Annotated in this window: 16 protein-coding genes and 1 pseudogene; 5 read left to right on the top strand and 12 right to left on the bottom strand. The window is 64.1% G+C overall.

Annotated features, from left to right (window positions below):
- Positions 1-535: 535 nt before the first annotated feature.
- From AB0I57_RS02350 to AB0I57_RS02335, 4 genes are all read right to left on the bottom strand, one after another.
- Positions 536-1,096 (bottom strand): MogA/MoaB family molybdenum cofactor biosynthesis protein, encoded by a 561-nt coding sequence (locus tag AB0I57_RS02350; RefSeq protein WP_358329270.1) that lies wholly within the window; start codon positions 1,094-1,096, stop codon positions 536-538.
- Positions 1,096-2,589, bottom strand: coding sequence for a trypsin-like peptidase domain-containing protein (locus AB0I57_RS02345; protein ID WP_358329267.1), 1,494 nt, complete (start codon positions 2,587-2,589; stop codon positions 1,096-1,098). Before AB0I57_RS02345 ends, AB0I57_RS02350 begins: the two co-directional genes overlap by 1 nt.
- A 180-nt stretch (positions 2,590-2,769) precedes the next feature.
- Positions 2,770-4,242 (bottom strand): HAMP domain-containing sensor histidine kinase, encoded by a 1,473-nt coding sequence (locus AB0I57_RS02340; protein ID WP_358329264.1) that lies wholly within the window; start codon positions 4,240-4,242, stop codon positions 2,770-2,772.
- Positions 4,242-4,928, bottom strand: coding sequence for a response regulator transcription factor (locus AB0I57_RS02335; RefSeq protein ID WP_358329261.1), 687 nt, complete (start codon positions 4,926-4,928; stop codon positions 4,242-4,244). Before AB0I57_RS02335 ends, AB0I57_RS02340 begins: the two co-directional genes overlap by 1 nt.
- A gap of 106 nt (positions 4,929-5,034) precedes the next feature.
- On the opposite strand from AB0I57_RS02335, the pseudogene AB0I57_RS02330 reads away from it, so the two are divergent.
- Both AB0I57_RS02330 and rpsR read left to right on the top strand, forming a co-directional pair.
- Positions 5,035-5,176, top strand: a pseudogene (locus AB0I57_RS02330) (30S ribosomal protein S14); the annotation flags it as partial.
- A 9-nt stretch (positions 5,177-5,185) separates the two neighbouring features.
- Positions 5,186-5,440, top strand: a complete 255-nt coding sequence (rpsR, locus tag AB0I57_RS02325; RefSeq protein WP_358329258.1) for a 30S ribosomal protein S18 — start codon at positions 5,186-5,188, stop codon at positions 5,438-5,440.
- A 24-nt stretch (positions 5,441-5,464) separates the two neighbouring features.
- Here rpsR and AB0I57_RS02320 read toward each other — a convergent pair whose 3' ends face one another.
- The gene (locus tag AB0I57_RS02320; RefSeq protein ID WP_358329255.1) at positions 5,465-6,064 is read right to left on the bottom strand and encodes a DUF305 domain-containing protein; all 600 of its coding nucleotides are present in this window, start codon (positions 6,062-6,064) and stop codon (positions 5,465-5,467) included.
- A gap of 383 nt (positions 6,065-6,447) precedes the next feature.
- Here AB0I57_RS02320 and AB0I57_RS02315 point away from each other — a divergent pair, with 383 nt between their 5' ends.
- On the top strand, positions 6,448-6,918 hold the full coding sequence (locus AB0I57_RS02315; RefSeq protein WP_358329252.1) for a hypothetical protein: 471 nt from the start codon (positions 6,448-6,450) through the stop codon (positions 6,916-6,918).
- Between the two features lie 255 nt (positions 6,919-7,173).
- Here the strand turns inward: AB0I57_RS02315 and AB0I57_RS02310 are convergent, their stop codons facing one another.
- From AB0I57_RS02310 to AB0I57_RS02300, 3 genes are all read right to left on the bottom strand, one after another.
- Positions 7,174-9,126, bottom strand: coding sequence for a VWA domain-containing protein (locus tag AB0I57_RS02310; protein ID WP_358329249.1), 1,953 nt, complete (start codon positions 9,124-9,126; stop codon positions 7,174-7,176).
- A complete protein-coding gene (locus AB0I57_RS02305) occupies positions 9,126-10,511 on the bottom strand; it encodes an ATP-binding protein (protein WP_358329245.1) in 1,386 nt (461 codons plus the stop codon). Before AB0I57_RS02305 ends, AB0I57_RS02310 begins: the two co-directional genes overlap by 1 nt.
- 98 nt (positions 10,512-10,609) lie before the next feature.
- Positions 10,610-10,924, bottom strand: coding sequence for a hypothetical protein (locus AB0I57_RS02300; RefSeq protein WP_358329242.1), 315 nt, complete (start codon positions 10,922-10,924; stop codon positions 10,610-10,612).
- Positions 10,925-11,076: 152 nt separating this feature from the next.
- Here AB0I57_RS02300 and AB0I57_RS02295 point away from each other — a divergent pair, with 152 nt between their 5' ends.
- A complete protein-coding gene (locus AB0I57_RS02295) occupies positions 11,077-12,042 on the top strand; it encodes an alpha/beta fold hydrolase (protein WP_358329239.1) in 966 nt (321 codons plus the stop codon).
- Positions 12,043-12,117: 75 nt separating this feature from the next.
- On the opposite strand, the gene AB0I57_RS02290 is transcribed toward AB0I57_RS02295, so the two are convergent.
- Positions 12,118-12,984: a DUF559 domain-containing protein gene (locus AB0I57_RS02290; protein ID WP_358329236.1), complete on the bottom strand. Its 867-nt coding sequence runs from the start codon at positions 12,982-12,984 to the stop codon at positions 12,118-12,120.
- Positions 12,985-13,387: 403 nt separating this feature from the next.
- Here AB0I57_RS02290 and AB0I57_RS02285 point away from each other — a divergent pair, with 403 nt between their 5' ends.
- Positions 13,388-13,618: a hypothetical protein gene (locus AB0I57_RS02285; protein WP_358329233.1), complete on the top strand. Its 231-nt coding sequence runs from the start codon at positions 13,388-13,390 to the stop codon at positions 13,616-13,618.
- 68 nt (positions 13,619-13,686) lie between these two features.
- Here the strand turns inward: AB0I57_RS02285 and purH are convergent, their stop codons facing one another.
- The 3 genes from purH to AB0I57_RS02270 form a co-directional block, all read right to left on the bottom strand.
- Positions 13,687-15,243, bottom strand: a complete 1,557-nt coding sequence (gene purH / locus AB0I57_RS02280) for a bifunctional phosphoribosylaminoimidazolecarboxamide formyltransferase/IMP cyclohydrolase (RefSeq protein WP_358329230.1) — start codon at positions 15,241-15,243, stop codon at positions 13,687-13,689.
- Positions 15,236-15,838 (bottom strand): phosphoribosylglycinamide formyltransferase, encoded by a 603-nt coding sequence (gene purN, locus AB0I57_RS02275; protein ID WP_358333058.1) that lies wholly within the window; start codon positions 15,836-15,838, stop codon positions 15,236-15,238. Before purN ends, purH begins: the two co-directional genes overlap by 8 nt.
- Positions 15,839-15,993: 155 nt before the next feature.
- A complete protein-coding gene (locus AB0I57_RS02270) occupies positions 15,994-17,487 on the bottom strand; it encodes a DUF6350 family protein (RefSeq protein WP_358329227.1) in 1,494 nt (497 codons plus the stop codon).
- Positions 17,488-17,626 lie beyond the last annotated feature (139 nt).

Below are 17,626 nucleotides of genomic sequence, written 5' to 3'. Positions count from 1 at the left end.
TATGGGAGAAACTTGGGATGTTCCACCGCCCTCTTGAACCGGGCACCATGCGCCATGACCAGTAAGTTCGCAGGCCGTTCAAGTTAAGCTAGACAGCCTTTACTTGCGTTTTACAAACATGAAACTTTTGTGTTCCCGCGCACCCCGCCCGTTTTGCCCGAACACGACTTCCTTGACATCCCCGGAGTCAGCCGCTACACAGCGCAACTCCGTGTGAAATCTCCGACAACCGAGCCGTCCGCACAGAAGCAGACAGTCGAACAGAAGATCACAATTCGTATTGCGTCGGACCTTCGAAGGTAACTATCCGTGATGCGGGGGGCGCTGCCGACGCAGCCATTCCTCGTCGGCACTGGTCGAGTCCCCATGCTCGCGTTCGTCCGCGGTCGTATCGGGGAAGACGTCCCCGAAGATGCGCGCGAGCCGAGCCCTGTCGATAAGGGCCCGGCTCGTTGCTTCTCGATTTTTCGGCTCGGCGTGTGATTCGGCGTCGTCGTACCGAGGAGCCTCCGCCTCGTCGTGACGAGAAATCGTCTCAGCCTTCCAAACCGGACAATTCGGAAATTACCTGTGCGGCGAAGGGGGTCAAAGTAGCCATCCCGTCCCGCACTGCGGAGCGGGAAGATGCCAGGTTGACCACCAGTGTGCTACCGGACACGCCGGCTAGACCCCTCGAGAGGCCCGCATCCAGCAAACCACTGGCGAGACCGGAAGTCCGAAGCGCCTCCGAGATACCCGGAATCTCGCGATCGAGAACCTCCGCGGTGACATCAGGAGTCACGTCACGGGGTGACACTCCGGTCCCCCCCACCGACACGACGAGGTCGACCCCGCCGATGACGGCAGTGTTGAGCGCGTTGCGAATCTCGACCTCGTCGGCGGCCACCGCGACGGTGGCGTCGACGATAAACCCTGCCTCACCCAGCAACTCGGTGACGAGGGGCCCGGTCGAGTCCTCACCCTCTCCGTGGGCAGTGCGGTCGTTGACGATTACCACCAGCGCATGGCCGGCCAACGAGGCTTCGATGTCCATGTTGCCCACCGTAGCGGCCCCACCTAGAACCAACTCGACCTGCCCGAGAATCCCGGTGTTCATCAGTTGCCTCCTTGCTCGGCGGTACCGAGTGTGACGTTTACCGTTTGGGGGTTGGACCCGTTCGCGTCGGTATAGGTGATCGAGACGTTGTCCCCTGGCGAATGTGAACGAATGGCAGCGATGAGAGCGTCACCACTGTTGATGATTCGGTCGTCGACCTTGGTGATGACCGACCCCTGCGGGATTCCAGCTTCGGCCGCGGGACCGCCCGGGGTGACGTCGACGACGGTGGCACCATTCACGTCGTCCTGGGTGGGAACCTGAATCCCGATGATCGCTTGGGTTGCGGTACCGGTATCGACCAATTCTTTGGCGATTCGCTGTGCCTGGTCCACCGGGATGGCGAATCCGAGCCCGATGGACCCACCCTGCTCCTCACCAGCACCGCCGATGGTTGCGATGGCCGTGTTGACTCCGATCACTTGTCCGTCCATGTTGACGAGTGGACCGCCGGAATTGCCGGGGTTGATCGCGGCGTCCGTCTGAATGGCGTCGATCACGGTGTTCTGGTTTCCGGACTCACCGTTGGTGGACACCGGACGGTCGACTGCCGAGACGATGCCCTGGGTGACGGTGCCCGCCAGTCCGAGGGGCGACCCGACCGCCACGACTTGTTGTCCAACTTGGATGCTGTCAGACGTTCCCAACTCCGCCGGAGTCAGATCGGTCTTGCCATCCACCTTGATGACCGCGAGATCGGACACCGGGTCGGCCCCGACAAGACTTGCGGGGGCAGTGGTGCCATCCGAGAAGGCGACCATCAGTCTGCCGCCCTGAGCGGCCGCGCCCGCAACGTGGTTGTTGGTAAGGATGAGGCCATCCGAGGAGAGCACGATGCCGGATCCTTCACCACCGGAACCGCCCGGCGTCGCCACCTCGATCGACACCACGCTCGGGACCACCTTTTGCGCCACTGCCTGCACCGTGCCTGCCGGAGCGTTCGCTGCGGGCGTCGCGGTGTTGTCCCTCGGGGCGTCGAGGGCGTTGACCACCGAGGTACCGCCGGTCCTGTCAGCCGCCATGGAGCCCACGAAACCGCCGAGACCGCCGCTCACCAAGGCGAGCGCCACGGCGCCCGAGATAAGGGCGGTGCGGATGCGCCGCTTGTCCTCGGTTGATCCGGCAACGGGTTGCCCAGGTACCTGGTAGCCGGGGCTCTGATAGCCGACATATGGGCCCTGGCTCGCTTCTTGCTGCGACGCCGGGTGCTGCTGCGACCCGTAGTCCTGCGGACCGCCGGGCTGAGCCTGCGCAAACTGCTCTGTGTTCTGTTGCGGCCCAATGTACGGGTGACCCTGCATGTAGCCGGGGAATTCGTGACCCGGTTGACCGGTCGGGGCGCCCGTCGTGTTGTGCGGAGTTGCCGGAAATTGTTCGGTCGGCTGATGACCCGGAATCTGCTGAGGCTGAACCGATTGACCCGGGCGTGCGTCCTCCCCATTACCGGCGCTGTTTTGATTGCCACTGTCGTGACTGTGTCGATCGTCGGTCATCGCATCACCTCCATATGCCTGCGACTGCCCGCAGCGGGCAGTCGCACCGTCTCTGCATATGAGAATGCACGATGGGGCTGAGAGCCACCTGAGATCGGCCTGTACGTTTACCCAGACCCCGGAACCAGAACCCAAGGCTCCGAAAAACCCAGGTCCCTCTTCCGAGCTTGTCAGTTCAGCCTATTCCACATCGAGTTCTCCCGGAAGCACGATGCGGATCAGTGCACCGCCCCGCTCCGAGACGTCCACAGCTATCGTGCCTCCGTGTTTGATCACGACCTGCCGGACGATCGCAAGACCCAGACCCGATCCGGGCATCGAGCGCGAAGCGGTGGAACGGTAGAAGCGGTCGAAGATCAGCTCTCGATCCTCCTCGGGAATACCTGGACCCGCGTCGTCGACCGTCAATTCGAGAAGTCCGTCACCCACCGGCCTCATCATCACCTTCACATCTGATCCGGCAGGACTCCATTTCGCTGCGTTGTCGAACACGTTCAGTACCGCTCGCGACAACCCGGCATGGTCGCCGTAAACGAACCAGGGAAGGGTGATGGCGGTGAAGTCGATCTCGTTGCGCCGGCGGCGCGCCCGCTCGAGGCACCGGTCCACGACCTCGCTGAGATCGACTCTTTCGAATACCGTCTCCGGGGCTTCTTCCCGCGCAAGATCCACCAGGTTGCCCACCAATTGAGAAAGCTCCTCGATCTGGGCTATGACGTCCGTGCGAAGTTCCGCCATGTCTTCGTCTGGAATATGCCGCGCCCCAGGACGACTCGATGCAATCAACAACTCCATGTTGGTGCGCAGCGAAGTCAGCGGCGTCCGCAGTTCATGCCCGGCGTCGGCAACGAGCCTGCTCTGCCGTTCACGCGATTCCGCCAAGGCTCGCAGCATGGTGTTGAAACTCTCGGTGAGCCGGGCGAGTTCGTCGTTGCCCGTGACCGGCATCGGTGTCAGGTCGTCCGTTCGCGCCACCCGCTCCGTTGCGGCAGTAAGGCGCGCGATCGGCCGCAGACCAGTGCGACCCACTGTCGTTCCCGCGATAGCCGCGAGTATGACGCCGCACCCGCCGACTACGACGAGGACCCAGGCCAACTGCCCGAGCACCGCATCCGTCGGCGCCAACCGCTGCGCGATGACGAGTGTGCTGCCGTCCAGCGTGCGCTCAGCCAGCACCCGTTGTTTCTCAGCCGTTCGCAACGACATGTGCTGGTCACCGCGAGCGACCGCCAGTTCAGGTTCACCGATCGGGACGCTGGTCCCTGGCGGCATGTAGGTATCGAGATCCGGGAAAATCAGCGCCACACTGATGTCTGTCGTGTAGAGCGTCGCACCGGCTATGTAGCGGGGATCGAACGTAACGAGGTTGCTGTCGATCAGCGCGGCCGCGCGAGTGCGGAGCTGGCTGTCGACATCGGCGTACAGCGCGCGCGAGACCATGGCATACGCGGCAATTGCCAACACGGCCACCGCGATGGCCACTACGGACGCAGCGAGAAGCGTGACCCGCCAACGCAACGACACGGACCGCGTCAGCGGCATGGGCGGTCGCATCTCCGGGGCGACCGGGATCGGCCCCGTGATGTTCATTGACGCTTGCTGCGAGTCGGGCTTCCCCGACTTGTCGGCGGTCCGATGGAAAGGGAGTGCCATCACGGAGGCGTCTCCCGAAGCACGTAGCCGACTCCTCGAACGGTATGCAAAAGGCGCGACTCTCCATCAGCCTCGGTCTTGCGACGGAGGTATCCGATGTAGACCTCGAGCGCGTTACCGGAGGTCGGGAAGTCGTATCCCCACACCTCTTCGAGGATTCGGCCTCGGGTGAGGACCCGACGCGGGTTTGCCATCAGCATCTCGAGTAGAGAGAACTCCGTGCGGGTGAGACTGATGGAGCGGTCACCGCGCGTCACCTCACGGGTGACCGGATCGAGGGCAAGGTCTTCGAACGTCATCGTCTCCGTGTCGGTACCCGGCTCGGGTGCGGCTCGACGTAACAACGCTCGAAGTCTTGCCAGCAACTCCTCCAACGCGAACGGCTTCGGAAGGTAGTCATCGGCTCCAGCATCGAGTCCGGACACCCGCTCCGACACGGAGTCGCGGGCGGTGAGAACGAGAATTGGGAGATCGTCGCCGACACTACGCAGACGACGACAGACCTCGAGACCGTCCAGACGTGGCATCATCACGTCGAGCACCAGCGCGTCGGGACGCGCATCAGCCAGCTTCTCCAGAGCGTCGACACCGTCGACGGCCAAGTCCACGGAGTACCCGTTGAAGCTCAGCGACCGCCGTAAGGACTCTCTTACAGCGCGATCGTCGTCGACCACCAGTATCCGCATACTCGACAGTTTGACCTGATCGACTGAGATATGTCTAAGAAGGGGTAGATTCTGGCGTGGCGAAAATGCAGGACTTTCGCTGATACTGCGGCCTCTGCGGCCCAGCTCGAGTCCGGTACGATTGCGCAATCGAGACGCTGCGGATGGACTTCCCGCGTGGCCACCCGAGGAATTTCGGGCTTTCTCGCGTGTGTTCGGGAGATGGCGCGCTACCGGAGCTGCCGGGCGTCCACAAGTCGAGCTTGTAAAGGAAGAAGATGGCCGTCAAGAAATCCCCGTCGAAGAAGCCACGTCCTGTGGAGGGCCGCAAGCCCAAGAAGAACCCGTTGTTCGCAGCCAAGATCGAGTATGTCGATTACAAGGACATCAACCTTCTCCGCACCTTCATCTCCGATCGCGGCAAGATCCGCAGCCGCCGAGTGACGGGCCTGACCCCCCAACAGCAGCGTCAGGTGGCCGTCGCGGTCAAGAACGCTCGCGAGATGGCTCTGCTACCATTCACGAGCCGGTAGCTCCCGCAGGTACCTGAGAGACCATCAGCCGAGCATCGCCTGCATATCGGCGATCTCCCGCTGCTGCTCGGCCACGATGTCGGTGGCGAGTTGCTTGACCTCGGGGTTCTCACCGTCGGCGAGTTCGGTGTTCGCCATGTCGATCGCGCCCTGGTGATGTTCGATCATCATATTGAGCCACATCCGATCGAAATCCGCGCCGGACATCGCCTCGAGGCCCTGCATCTGGTCCGGCGACATCATCCCTTGCATGTCTCCGTGGGGCATCCCTTGCATGCCGGCCGCTGGATCAGGTTGCCCCCACTGCCGGAGCCACCCGGCCATCTGGTCCATTTCGGGCTGCTGCGCCGCTTTGATGGCCCCCGCGAGAGTCACGATATCGGCGTTGTCGGTGCGCCCCGAAACCATGTCGGCCATCTCGACGGCCTGGGCGTGATGCGGGTACATCCCTTCCAGGAAATTCACATCGGCGTCGTTGAATGTGCCCTGCGACTCGGCCGCCGAAGTCGCCGCTACGGACGTCGACTGTGCCGCAGTCGAGTCGGTCGAGCCTGTGCTGCAGCCGGCGAGAAGAAGCGCAGTGCCTGCGGTCGCGGCGATCGCAGTCGTGATTTTGGTACGCATGAAAAAGCTCCTGGATATCAATTCGGAAAAGCGACAGCCGGATCCGCCGGGGCACATGCCCCGGGCTCCCTGTCACACCTGCAGAATCGAGAGCTTCGCCGCCCTCGTAGTCGCGGGCCTGCATCGTGAGGGAGAGCGGTCGCGGGATGATCGCCACCAGCGGCGATAGCTACACGAGCGATCAGACTGTGCACCATGGACACCCCGGCCGCAACCGACATCGGCGGCGCGGTGCGCGTTGAAAGTGTGCACCTGCGCCTTGCCATGGCCACCAGTGTAGACAGACCGTACCCCACCGGGGTATGTCGCAGTCGGGGCGTTGGCTGCGATTCCGGCGATTGCAATGGTGTCCGGCTTGCGGAAGATTGACGCTACCGTGGTTTATGCGCGCAATTGTCCTCGCGTTGCTGGCATGCCTCGCTGTCGCAGCGTGCGGACCCGTTTCGAACACCGACGAGCTCACAGCACCGCCGGAAGTGACTTCCGCCGAGGGTCCGACGCGGACCATGCCGCAGGCGCGTATGCCTCGCCCCTCGGAGGTGCCGGATCAGGAATTCGGCACCGTGTTCGTACCGCGCCCAGACATCGTGCAAGCGAATCCGACACCGTTCGAGTCGTGGTCGCGCACTGAAGGCGACAACATTGCGATCCATTTCGTCACCGGAACACCAGCGTGTTACGGTGCCGACGCGACGGTGGTCGAGACCGACTCCTCTGTCAATGTCTCGCTCCGCACCGGCATTCTCCCGGAAGCAGCCGACAAGATGTGCACTCTCGTAGCGGTCTTCGCCACGATGGAGATCCAGTTGCAACAGCCCCTCGGCGATCGCGAGGTGATAGACGGGACCCCGTGACCATTGATGATCGCAATCGACGCCCTCCCGAGCTGATTGCTTCGAGCCCGAGAGTCCGTCGTAGTCGTCGATCGTGCAATCACAGTGTCCGCCAACGAATCCAGAATCTCGCGCGTTGAACCGAACGCCGACCGTACACATCCCCCACAAGAATCAGACGACATCGATTCCTCGCATGCTACGGCGACTCAGGCCTCCACCGTGCAAGAAAACAGTTGCCGACCAGCGCTGTTCACCGAGTGTTACCGATCACCGTCACCGGCGGCGGCGCATGTAGTCGCTGACCACGGCAGCGCCGAGACCGTCCAGTTCCGGCGCCACGACACGACCGGCCACCCGTTCGGCCATCCGGTCCATCACGCGCGCCAGGCCGGGGTCGTCACCGAGCCGAAAGAACGTGACGTGGGCACCAAGACGCGCAAGGGTATCGAGTCCACGAACCGTCAGCCCGAGTGTCCGTGCGCTCGGCGGGTAGTCGAAGTAGGCGAACCCGTCCGGTTCCAGGTGTGCTGTCGGCTCGCCATCCGTGACGATCAGGACGACGGGCTGCGCGTTGGGGTGACGACGAAGATGCCGGGCGGCCAACAACAGCGCGTGGTGGAGGTTGGTGCCCTGTTCCCGGCCGTGGTCCAATCCGGCCAGCTCCGACGGGTTCAGTACCTGCGCATGCCGACCGAACGAGATGAGTTGCAGTTCGTCGCTGCGAAAACGTGTGCTCACCAGATGGTTCAGCGCCAAGGCGGTGCGCTTCATAGGCACCCACCTTCCCTCCATCACCATCGAGAACGAGATGTCGACGAGCAGCGCGACCGCAGCCTGCGACCGCTGCTCGGTCTCCATCACCTCCACATCCGTGACGGACAACTTGACCGGAACGGATCGGCTGCCGTTCTCATCGGACGCCGTGCGCAGTACGGCGTTGGTGATGGTGTGCGTGACATCCCAGGGTTCGGTGTCACCGAACACCCATTCGCGAGACGCACCGGTTGGCTCTCCCATCGCTCCCGCCCGACGCGTCTCCCGCTGCCCACCACGCGAGGACAATTGGGTCGCCACGTCGCGGAGCGCTGTCTGGCCGAGTTGACGCATCGCCTTCGGCGACAGCCGCCACTGGCCGTCCGCCCCGCGGTCGAAGAAGCCCTGATCTCGCAACGCTTTTTCGAGGTCGGCGAGAGTTCGCGCGTCCGCTGCGGCCTCATCACCCAACTGCCTCGCCAACGCGTCCACGTCGATGTCGTCGAGTTCGGCGCCGGCATATTGTTGCGACAACTGCTGAGCCAGCGACTCGAGTTCTGCAATGTCCTGCAACGCCTCGGCGCCCTCTGCAAGGCCCATACCGCGTTCTCCCCGGAATCGCTGCGCCCCCTGCCAGTCCTCGCCGGGTCTGGCCGCCCGCAGATGCTGGTCGAGTCGGTCCAATTGGCCGATCAGCGAAGGATCACCGAAAGCCTGCTGCGCCAGCGCATCCAGTTCGTCGCGTTGCTCGGGCGAGAGCGAGTTGCGCAGACGCTGAGCCGCCGCTGCACGCTGGGCCAGTGAATCGAGCAACTCCTCGACGTTGCGCGGATTTTCGGGGAAGTACTCCCCGTGCTTGCTCATGAACTCGTCGAACTGCTCCTGCGTGTCCTCACCACGCGAGTGCTTGTCCAGTAGGTCGTTGAGGTCGGTGAGCATCTCTCGGATTCGCTCGCGGTCTTCCTCGGTCGCACCCTCGAGCGCCTGCTTCATACCGGCGAAGCGCTGGTCCAGTAGTTCCCGCCCCAACAGGTCCCTGATCTTCTCGTAGTCCTCGCGGGCATCGGAACTGCGCCAGTCGTAGTCGGCGAGTTCCTGCACGGCCTGGGCGGTCGAGGGCGACAGTTCCTCGAGGCGCATCTCCGAAAAGCGGGCATCGTCGTCGAGCGCGCGGGCCAATGCCTTGCGTTCTTCGAGCACCGCGCGGTCGAGCAGTTCACGGACCTCTTCGAACGTGCGATTCAGGTTGCCGCGCTGAAGCATTTCGCGCCGACGCCGATTGGCGTCGGCCGCAAGAGCGTCCAGTCCCCGTAGTTCCTTGTTTCCCCGCCGGAGCATCTCCCTCAGCGCTCGCTGCGGTGAACTGCCTGCCAGCACATCGTCCCCGATCGCAGCCAGGGCCTCACGCAAGTCCACCGGCGGTGCCAGTGGGTCTCCACCGTCGTACGGCCCGTACCGCGAGTTGCGGGGCATCAGGAGTAGACCATCTGCCCGTAGGGGTCCGGCCTCTTCGAGATCCGCCGCGCCAGATACAGACCCTCGAGAGCGAATTCGGCGGCCGCTGCCCTCTCCCCGTCGGATTCGGCGCCTAGACGCTCGGCCAGTTCGGTGAGGACATCGAGTTCGGGTAGTTCGTTCAACAGGGCCTTGGCCGTGATCCGCTCACCGGTCACCACGGGGTCGCCCTCTTCGACGGCGGTCACGAGTTCGGCCAGATCAATGCCACCCAATCGGGCGCGAGCGGTGTCGGCGGTGGCCCTACGCAACAGGTGCTCGAGAACTTCGATCTCGCGCCCCTCCTCGCCCGATTCGAACTCGACCTTGCCCCGCAGGACCTCGACGACTGTCTCGAGGTCGACCGGGCGTGCGACCGGATCGGCCTCCCCGAGCACCGCACCACGATGTACCGCCGCCGCGCTGACGGTCTCGGCGCCTGCCACCGCGAAACGGGCCGACACCCCCGATCGCTGATCAACCGACGTCGACTCGCGAAGCAATCGGGTAAACCGAGCCAGGATTTCGAGGAGGTAATCGGGTACTTCAGCGGCGAGCTGCGCTTCCTGTTCGATCACCGCGACCTCGTCCTCTAGTCGAGTCGGGTAGTGCGTACGGATCTCGGCACCGAAACGATCCTTGAGTGGGGTGATGATGCGACCACGGTTCGTGTAGTCCTCAGGGTTCGCGCTGGCCACCATCAATACGTCCAGTGGGAGCCGCAGGCTGTACCCGCGCACCTGGATGTCACGTTCCTCCATCACGTTCAACAGCGACACCTGGATGCGTTCGGCGAGGTCCGGCAGTTCGTTGATGGCGACAATGCCCCGGTGAGCGCGGGGCACGAGACCGAAGTGGATGGTCTCGGGGTCGCCAAGGCTCCGCCCCTCCGCGACCTTCACCGGATCGACGTCACCGACGAGGTCAGCTACCGAAGTATCGGGTGTCGCGAGTTTCTCCGAGTACCGTTCGCTGCGGTGCCGCCACGCGATGGGCAGATCGTCACCCATTTCCCGCGCCCGGCGGATCGAGGCCGGGGTGATCGGCTCATAGGGATGCTCCCCGAGTTCCGAACCAGCGATGACCGGGGTCCATTCATCGAGGAGTTGAGCGAGAGTACGCAGTAGCCGGGTCTTGCCCTGACCACGTTCTCCGAGCAATACCACGTCATGACCAGCGATAAGAGCCCGCTCCAGCTGTGGTGACACCGTCTCTTCGAAGCCAACGATGCCAGGCCACGGATCACGTCCGTCACGCAAGACCTCGAGCAAATTCGCCCGGATCTCTTCCTTGACGGAGCGCTGAACGTGGCCCGACTCACGGAGTTCGCCGATAGTCGAAGGTCTGGATTCCGATGACGTCACCACACCAAGCTACCGGTGGGATGAGCGAAAAGGTATGCAGCTGTTCCGTGTCGACCGCCAGAATCGTCCGCTGCGGAACGGAACAGCCACGAGGCCGCTCAGGCGGCGTATGCCTGTGGCGGCGAGAATCCCTCCAACTCGCACCACAAGGCGTCGCAGTATTGGCGCATGGTCTGATCAGACTCCACCAGAAGGGAATCGAGCAACAATCGCGGATTCGCGCGCCACGAGCGCACCAAGTCGGCGACTACGCGGTTGGACAGCATCCCTGAACCGGCAAGTACGGTCACCCATTCGTCGAGCGCCCCACGATGAATCCGCTCGACGACTTCACGGTCGCATCCACGATCGATGAAGTCGCGGGAGAACATGGCGGCGGCGAAGTCACCGGAGCTCAGTCGTACGACGTTCATGGTGCGGCACCTTTCTGGAGTCGAGGGTCATCCCGGACGTAATCTGTTGGGACAACTGATGATGTAGACGCTAATGTCCGCATTTGTGAGTTCTGTGATGCTTCTCTGAGATCTCGTTCTCAGCGAATTTTCCGAACTGGTAGACAGTCCCCATGCCTGACATCGAGATCACCTTCGACAGCGGCGCCGTCACCTACTACGGCAGCCTGCGCACACCCGACCACGCCAACGGATCGACGCCCGCAGCACTTCTGCTCGCAGGCAGCGGACCCACCGATCGCAACGGCGACAGCGCGCTGCTCCCCGGTGACATCGGAACCCTCCGCTTTCTCGCCGACGTCCTCGAACAGCACGGCGTCGCGAGCCTGCGCTACGACAAGATCGGCAGCGGCGAGACCGCCCTCGGCCCGTACGAAGTCGATGAAGTCGGCGGCCTCGGCTTCAGCACGTTCGTGGACGCTGCCTCCACCGGCCTGGACTTCCTGGCCTCCCAACCTGGGGTCGACCCATCCAAGCTCGTCGTGATCGGGCACAGCGACGGCGCCCTCGTCGCGCTCGCACTCGCAACCGCCGACCAGGGCTCACGCGTACATGCCGTGGGACTCCTCGAACCTCTGAGCGTGCGGCTTCTCGACCTGCTGACCACCCAGATCCACACCCAACTGGATGCCGCCGAGGGCACCGGACAGTTGCCAGTGGAACTGGCGGACGAACTACGGCTTGCGCTCGCAGACACCGTCGAGTCGCTCCGCACGTCCGGGACGATCCCGGACGACTTGCCGGAACCCTTGCAGAACGCGGGCCTCGTCAACGCGAACGCGAAGGCTCTCGCCGAGGAGGACGCGCTCGATCCGCGGGCTCTCGCGAGGCAGCTTCCCGCCGGCTTCCCTGTCCTGACGAGTTGCTCCGCCAAGGACATCCAAGTGCAACTCGAGGACGTCGCCGGCCTGAACGAGGCGCTCGCGCACACAGCACTGACTCCAGTCCTGATGACAAACGCCAATCATGTTCTGAAGGACATCGGAGATCGATCGTCTACCGGGCCGGACTACGTTGAGCGCTTACCCTATTCGGCGGAATTCAGTGAGCCCTTCAGCAGCTGGATCGCCACGCTATAGCGCGGAGGCGAAGACGCGCGCCGAGTGTGCAGTTCTGCAGCCACACGTCAAGTGGAAATCTGCATTTCTGCGCATTCAAACGGGTGCGGCTGCCTGCCTCAGTCGGTCTCGAACTCGCGCGACGACGGCGTGGGGCCTCATGCGCAACTGCTCCGCATTTACCCGCACCACCACCCAGCCGAGTTCGGCGAGCCGCTCCAACCGCTCGATGTCCCAGGTGCGCTGACGTTCGTCCGCCCAGTGCTGTACACCGTCGTATTCGACGAGCACCCTCCACATCTCCCAGCCCATGTCCGCGCGGGCGAAAACCCGACCAGACCGGTCGGCTATCGGTATCTGGGTGGTAGGCGTCGGTAGACCTGCGCGGATCAACAAGAGTCGAGTCCTCGTCTCGGGAGGCGACTCGGCGCCGGGATCGGCGAGGCAGGCAACTGTTCGTAGTCGAGCTAGACCGCGTTCGCCCGCATGCCGGCTCGCCACAGCGGAGATTTCCGCCAGACTTGTTCTGGTGTCGTGACAGAGCGCGTCGAGCACCTCGACGGCACGGTCACCGGCAAGCCATCGGCCGAGGTCGAACCCGGTACGGGCCGGAGTCGTAGCGAGCATCCCGTCCACTCGGCACACCTCCTCCGGCAGCAGGGTGTCCGCGCGCACCACGATTCCGTTTACGGATCGCCTGCTTCCTTTCCGGATCAGAGTTGCAAACTCTCCCGACCCGATCCAGCGGGTTCCGTGCACCGCAGCCGCCGAGTACCCCGCAAGGACAGCGCCACCGCGCGCCCACAACCACGCGGCGCGTGCACGCGAGATCGCTGTGACCTCGACGCTCCGATCCAGATATGCGTCTCGATGCAGGCGGCGGAAAGAACTCAGCCCGTGACGCGTGAGCCGGCCGTCTTTCAGCGCTTCCGATCCCCGAAACGGCTGTTCGAATTCCCCCATCTTCGAACCTTGGCAGTCGGGTCCTCGACCGCACGCATGAATTCGCGGCCTGTGGATAGCGCGACCCACCGTCCACAGCACCTCGAATGCGCACATCTGCGCGAAAATCCCGAACATAATCCTGCGTTTGTGCGCATTCGGAGAATTATTTGGGGTGCGAACCTTCAACCCGTGAGGTAGCCTCGTCTGCCAACTGGCAACGACACGCGGGAGGTACCGCCATGACGCAGCTCCATGCGCGCTGGCGATCCGTGCCCATATGGCGCGGCCCCTCCGGTGACAGGCACATCACCGACTCCAGTACACCCCGAGAATATTGAGACTTTCACCAAGTCATTCTCGGGCACCCAGGAAACTCCCCTCGGGTGCCTTTCTTTTACCTATTCACGTTCAGGAGCACCTAGTGAAACTACGCATCAACCAACTATCCACGGCACCGCCCGACATGGACCTGCCCAACGACCTCACCGGCTATGCCGTGACGCTCGACCTCTCACACTGCGGCGACGCCCACAAGTCCGGGGTCGGCGAACTGGTCGGCGAACTACGCAGGCGCGGCGCCGCCCGGATAGTGATCGCCGACTCGCCACGACAGCGAGACGGCCGGTCAGGGCGAGAGGCAGAAGCAGCCTGACGACGCAGAACGAGCCCCGGCCAATCGCCGGGGCTCGTTCGGGACGCCACTACTTCCAGCTGAGCCTTCTAGTGGGCGAAGTGCCGCGCGCCGGTCAGATACATGGTGATCCCTGCCTCCTTGGCGGCGTCGATCACCTCGTTGTCACGAACCGAACCGCCCGGCTGCACAACGGCCCTGACGCCGGCGTTCGCGAGCACCTGCAAACCGTCCGGGAACGGGAAGAACGCGTCCGACGCGGCTACCGACCCGACCACGCGGTCGCCTGCACGCTGCACGGCGAGGTGAGCCGAGTCGACTCGATTGACCTGGCCCATTCCGATGCCCACGGAGGCGCCACCGTTCGCAAGCAGGATCGCGTTCGACTTCACGGAGCGGCACGCCCGCCACGCGAATTCGAGGTCCTCCAGAGTCTGCTCATCTGCGTTGTCACCGACAGCCAGAGTCCATTTGGCAGGGTCGTCGCCTGCGGCGTCGAGTACGTCGCGTTCCTGCAGCAGTACCCCTCCGGACACGGGGCGCAGTTCGATTCCGGCCCGCGCCGGTGGGGCGGCGAGGAGAACGCGGATGCTCTTCTTGCGCTGCAGCACACCGAGGGCGCCGTCCGCATAGGACGGTGCAATGATCACCTCGGTGAAGATGTCGGCAACCTGCTCCGCCATCTCAACGGTGACCTCACGGTTCGCAGCAATCACACCGCCATACGCACTGACCGGATCGCACGCGTGCGCTTTGCGATGCGCTTCGGCGATGTCGGCGGCGACTGCGATACCGCACGGGTTGGCATGCTTGATGATCGCCACGGCGGGTTCACCGAAGTCGAACGCCGCACGCCAAGCCGCCTCGCCGTCGGTGTAGTTGTTGTAGGACATTTCCTTGCCGTGCAACTGCTTGGCGTGTGCCAGACCCGCGGGGGCCACTGGGTCGACATACAGAGCGGCAGCCTGGTGCGGGTTTTCGCCGTACCGCAACACGGCCGAGCGGTCCCAGGTGGCTCCGGCCCACCCCGGGAACTGCGAATCGTCCGATCCTGCCAGTGTCGACGTCATCCAGCTCGCCACCGCGACGTCGTAGGACGCGGTGTGCTGGAATGCCTGAGCGGCGAGCGCGGTGCGCTCTGCCAGGGTGAAGCCACCATCTGCAACGGCGGCGAGCGTGTCCGCGTAGCGATCGGGGTCAACCACGACCGCCACCGACGGGTGGTTCTTCGCTGCGGCACGGACCATGGACGGCCCGCCGATATCGATCTGCTCGACGCACTCGTCCGGTGTCGCACCCGACGCGACAGTCTGCGTGAACGGGTAGAGATTCACGACAACCAGTTGGAATGCCTCGATGCCTAGTTCCTCGAGTTGCGCGAGGTGATCGGGCTTGCGAGTGTCAGCGAGGACACCGGCGTGAACTCGAGGATGCAGGGTCTTGACCCTGCCTTCGAGGCACTCGGGGAATCCGGTCAGCGATTCCACGGGGGTGACCGGGATGCCTGCGTCCGCGATCTTCGCTGCAGTCGACCCTGTCGACACCAGTTCGACGCCTGCCTTGTGCAGGCCCGTAGCCAGTTCGACCAGCCCGGTCTTGTCGAAGACGCTGACCAGCGCTCGGCGCACTGCCTTACGTTCACTCACTGGGGATCACGGCCTTTCGTCCATCGGATACAACTCCACGGGTCGCGACAGCGGCGACGACCTCCGCCAGCATCCGTCGCTCCACAGTCTTGATTCGCTCGTGCAACGTCGGTTCGTCATCGCCGTCGAGCACCTGCACAGTCTCCTGCGCCAGGATCGGGCCCGTGTCCACACCCGCGTCCACCAGGTGAACAGTCGCCCCTGTCACCTTGACCCCGTACGCCAGCGCGTCGCGAACCGCGTGCGCGCCCGGGAATGCGGGCAGCAACGCAGGATGCGAATTGATTATTCGGCCACCGAAGCGCCCCAAGAAGGCGGGACCGAGGATCTTCATGAATCCAGCCGAAACGACGAGCGAAGGCTGATGCGCCGCGACGGCCTCGGTGAGTGCGGCGTCCCAGGCGGCGCGGTCGGCATGCTCGCGGAGACTGACCTGGAAGTGCTCGATCGCTGCGGCCTCGGCGTGCCGAATGGCATCGCAGTCGCGGTCGACACCGACGGCGACGATCTCCGCCGGGTACCCGTCAACCCGCGACGCCTCGATCAGCGACCTCAACAGGGTTCCGGTACCGGATGCGAGTACCACGACACGCATCGGTGACACTGCCACCGACGAGCTCGAAGCCTCCGCCGTAGGCCTGGGGTGGTCACGCGGGGAAGTCAGAGTTCTGCTCCTGAATAATCGAAAGGCCGGGTGCAACCAAGGACGAGTCACAAGGTGGTCGGCCGAAATGTCGACCGCCCAAGAGCCTAGTCGCTGCGGGGCGCGGGTCCTGGTGGCAGGTCTACTTCGGGCTTGGGGACCTCGTCTACCTCGATCTCCGCGTCCACCACTACCTCTGTCGGTGAGTCGGCAGTTGTGGGCGCTTCGACCTCGTCAACCAGTTCCGCCACGATGACACCACTCGGCACCTCACCTGCTGCCGCCGGCGGCTCCTCGCCGACGGGGCCGGCGATGGCAAGCACCTCCTGCGCGCCGGGCAGGCGAGGCTGATCATCCTCCTCGGCTACCTGGGTCCCGGCTTCCTCGGTGGCACCCCGATTGCGGTGCCACGCCACGATCACCGCGGTCACCACCCCCGCGAACCCTAGCCACGCGAACGTCAGCAGCCCGAAGGCCCACCAACTGAATTGGACCATGCCGAAGGCCCCGAGCCTGCCCCCCGACACGAGTCCCAGCACCGACATGGCGATGCCCACGGCGGCGGCGGCAACAAGCGCGGTGAACACGGCGTCCTGTCCGAAGACTCGGCGTCCGCAATCCCGTCCGAGCATGACCCCGGCCAGCAATGGAATCGCCAGCAGTATCGGCCAGGCGCCACCGGCCATCCCGTCGGGAACAGCGCCCAGCAGAGGCAGCGGAGGCAACGAGCCACCGACGTTCCCGAAGACACTGACCGAGACATCGCCAATCTGCGCAGTCCCTCCAGTGAGGGCGGCGGCGGCACCGACCACGACGTTCGGCAGATAGAGCAACGAAAGGACCGTGAGCCCCAGCATCCCTACGACGCCGTCCCCGCGTTCGATCAAAGAGCCGACCGTTGACCAGCCAAGCAGGAGAAAAATCGTGACCATGGCCGCACCGGCGCCGAGTATTGCCATCGTGGCGCGCAGTCCCGGCCTGACCGCATTCCGGACCCATGACGGCACGTGCTCGCCGATCGTCGACCATGCAACGGTAGCGACGGCTATCGACGCCGCGAGCAAATGTACGAAGAGCACCCACCCGAACGCGGTGAGTGCGTTCGGTGAGGACAACGGAATCACCGCAGACGCGTCCGCTATCACCGCAAGCGCGATCGCCGTCATGAGAAGGGGCCCGGCAACGGCGGCGCCGACAACCCGGAATGCCCTCTGCGGTGAGGACTCGGGAGTCATCACTGCCGCGCAACCCCGGAATACGGCGAACACCATGCCCACGGTCGGAAGCAGCGGGAGAACACCGAGAGTGGTGTCTTCGATCGTCAAGGGGACCTGATGGATCGCCAGCCATGCCGCAGCGATTGCACCGAACGTCCCCGTCAGGTCGCTGTTCGCCACCACTAGCGTCACCACGATCAATGTCGACAGCAGTACGACCGTGACGCCCGTCGGCCGGAAGGCGAGAGTCAGCAGAACCCGTGTGTCGTCAGCGTCGCGGTCAGGAACCGGGCGCGGTCGCCTGTCTTTCCGCTCGGCCTCAGCCGATTTTCTGCGCCCGATACCTCGAGTTGTGCGCTGCGCACGATCAACCAAAGAACTCATCCCCTCGACAGTGGCACTCCTATGGCATGACGACAGTCAGGCGCGCCGGACAGCAGTGGGCGGGGCGCCGCAAGTCGTGGAGGCGCGCCTGCTGCGGTGTAAAGATGTTGTTCTGGTATATTCTCACCGGGCACCAGCC

It is taken from the genome of Rhodococcus sp. NPDC049939 (assembly GCF_040656415.1).
Classification (GTDB): Bacteria; Actinomycetota; Actinomycetes; order Mycobacteriales; family Mycobacteriaceae; genus Rhodococcus_F.
This window is presented reverse-complemented; position numbering and strand designations above follow the sequence as displayed.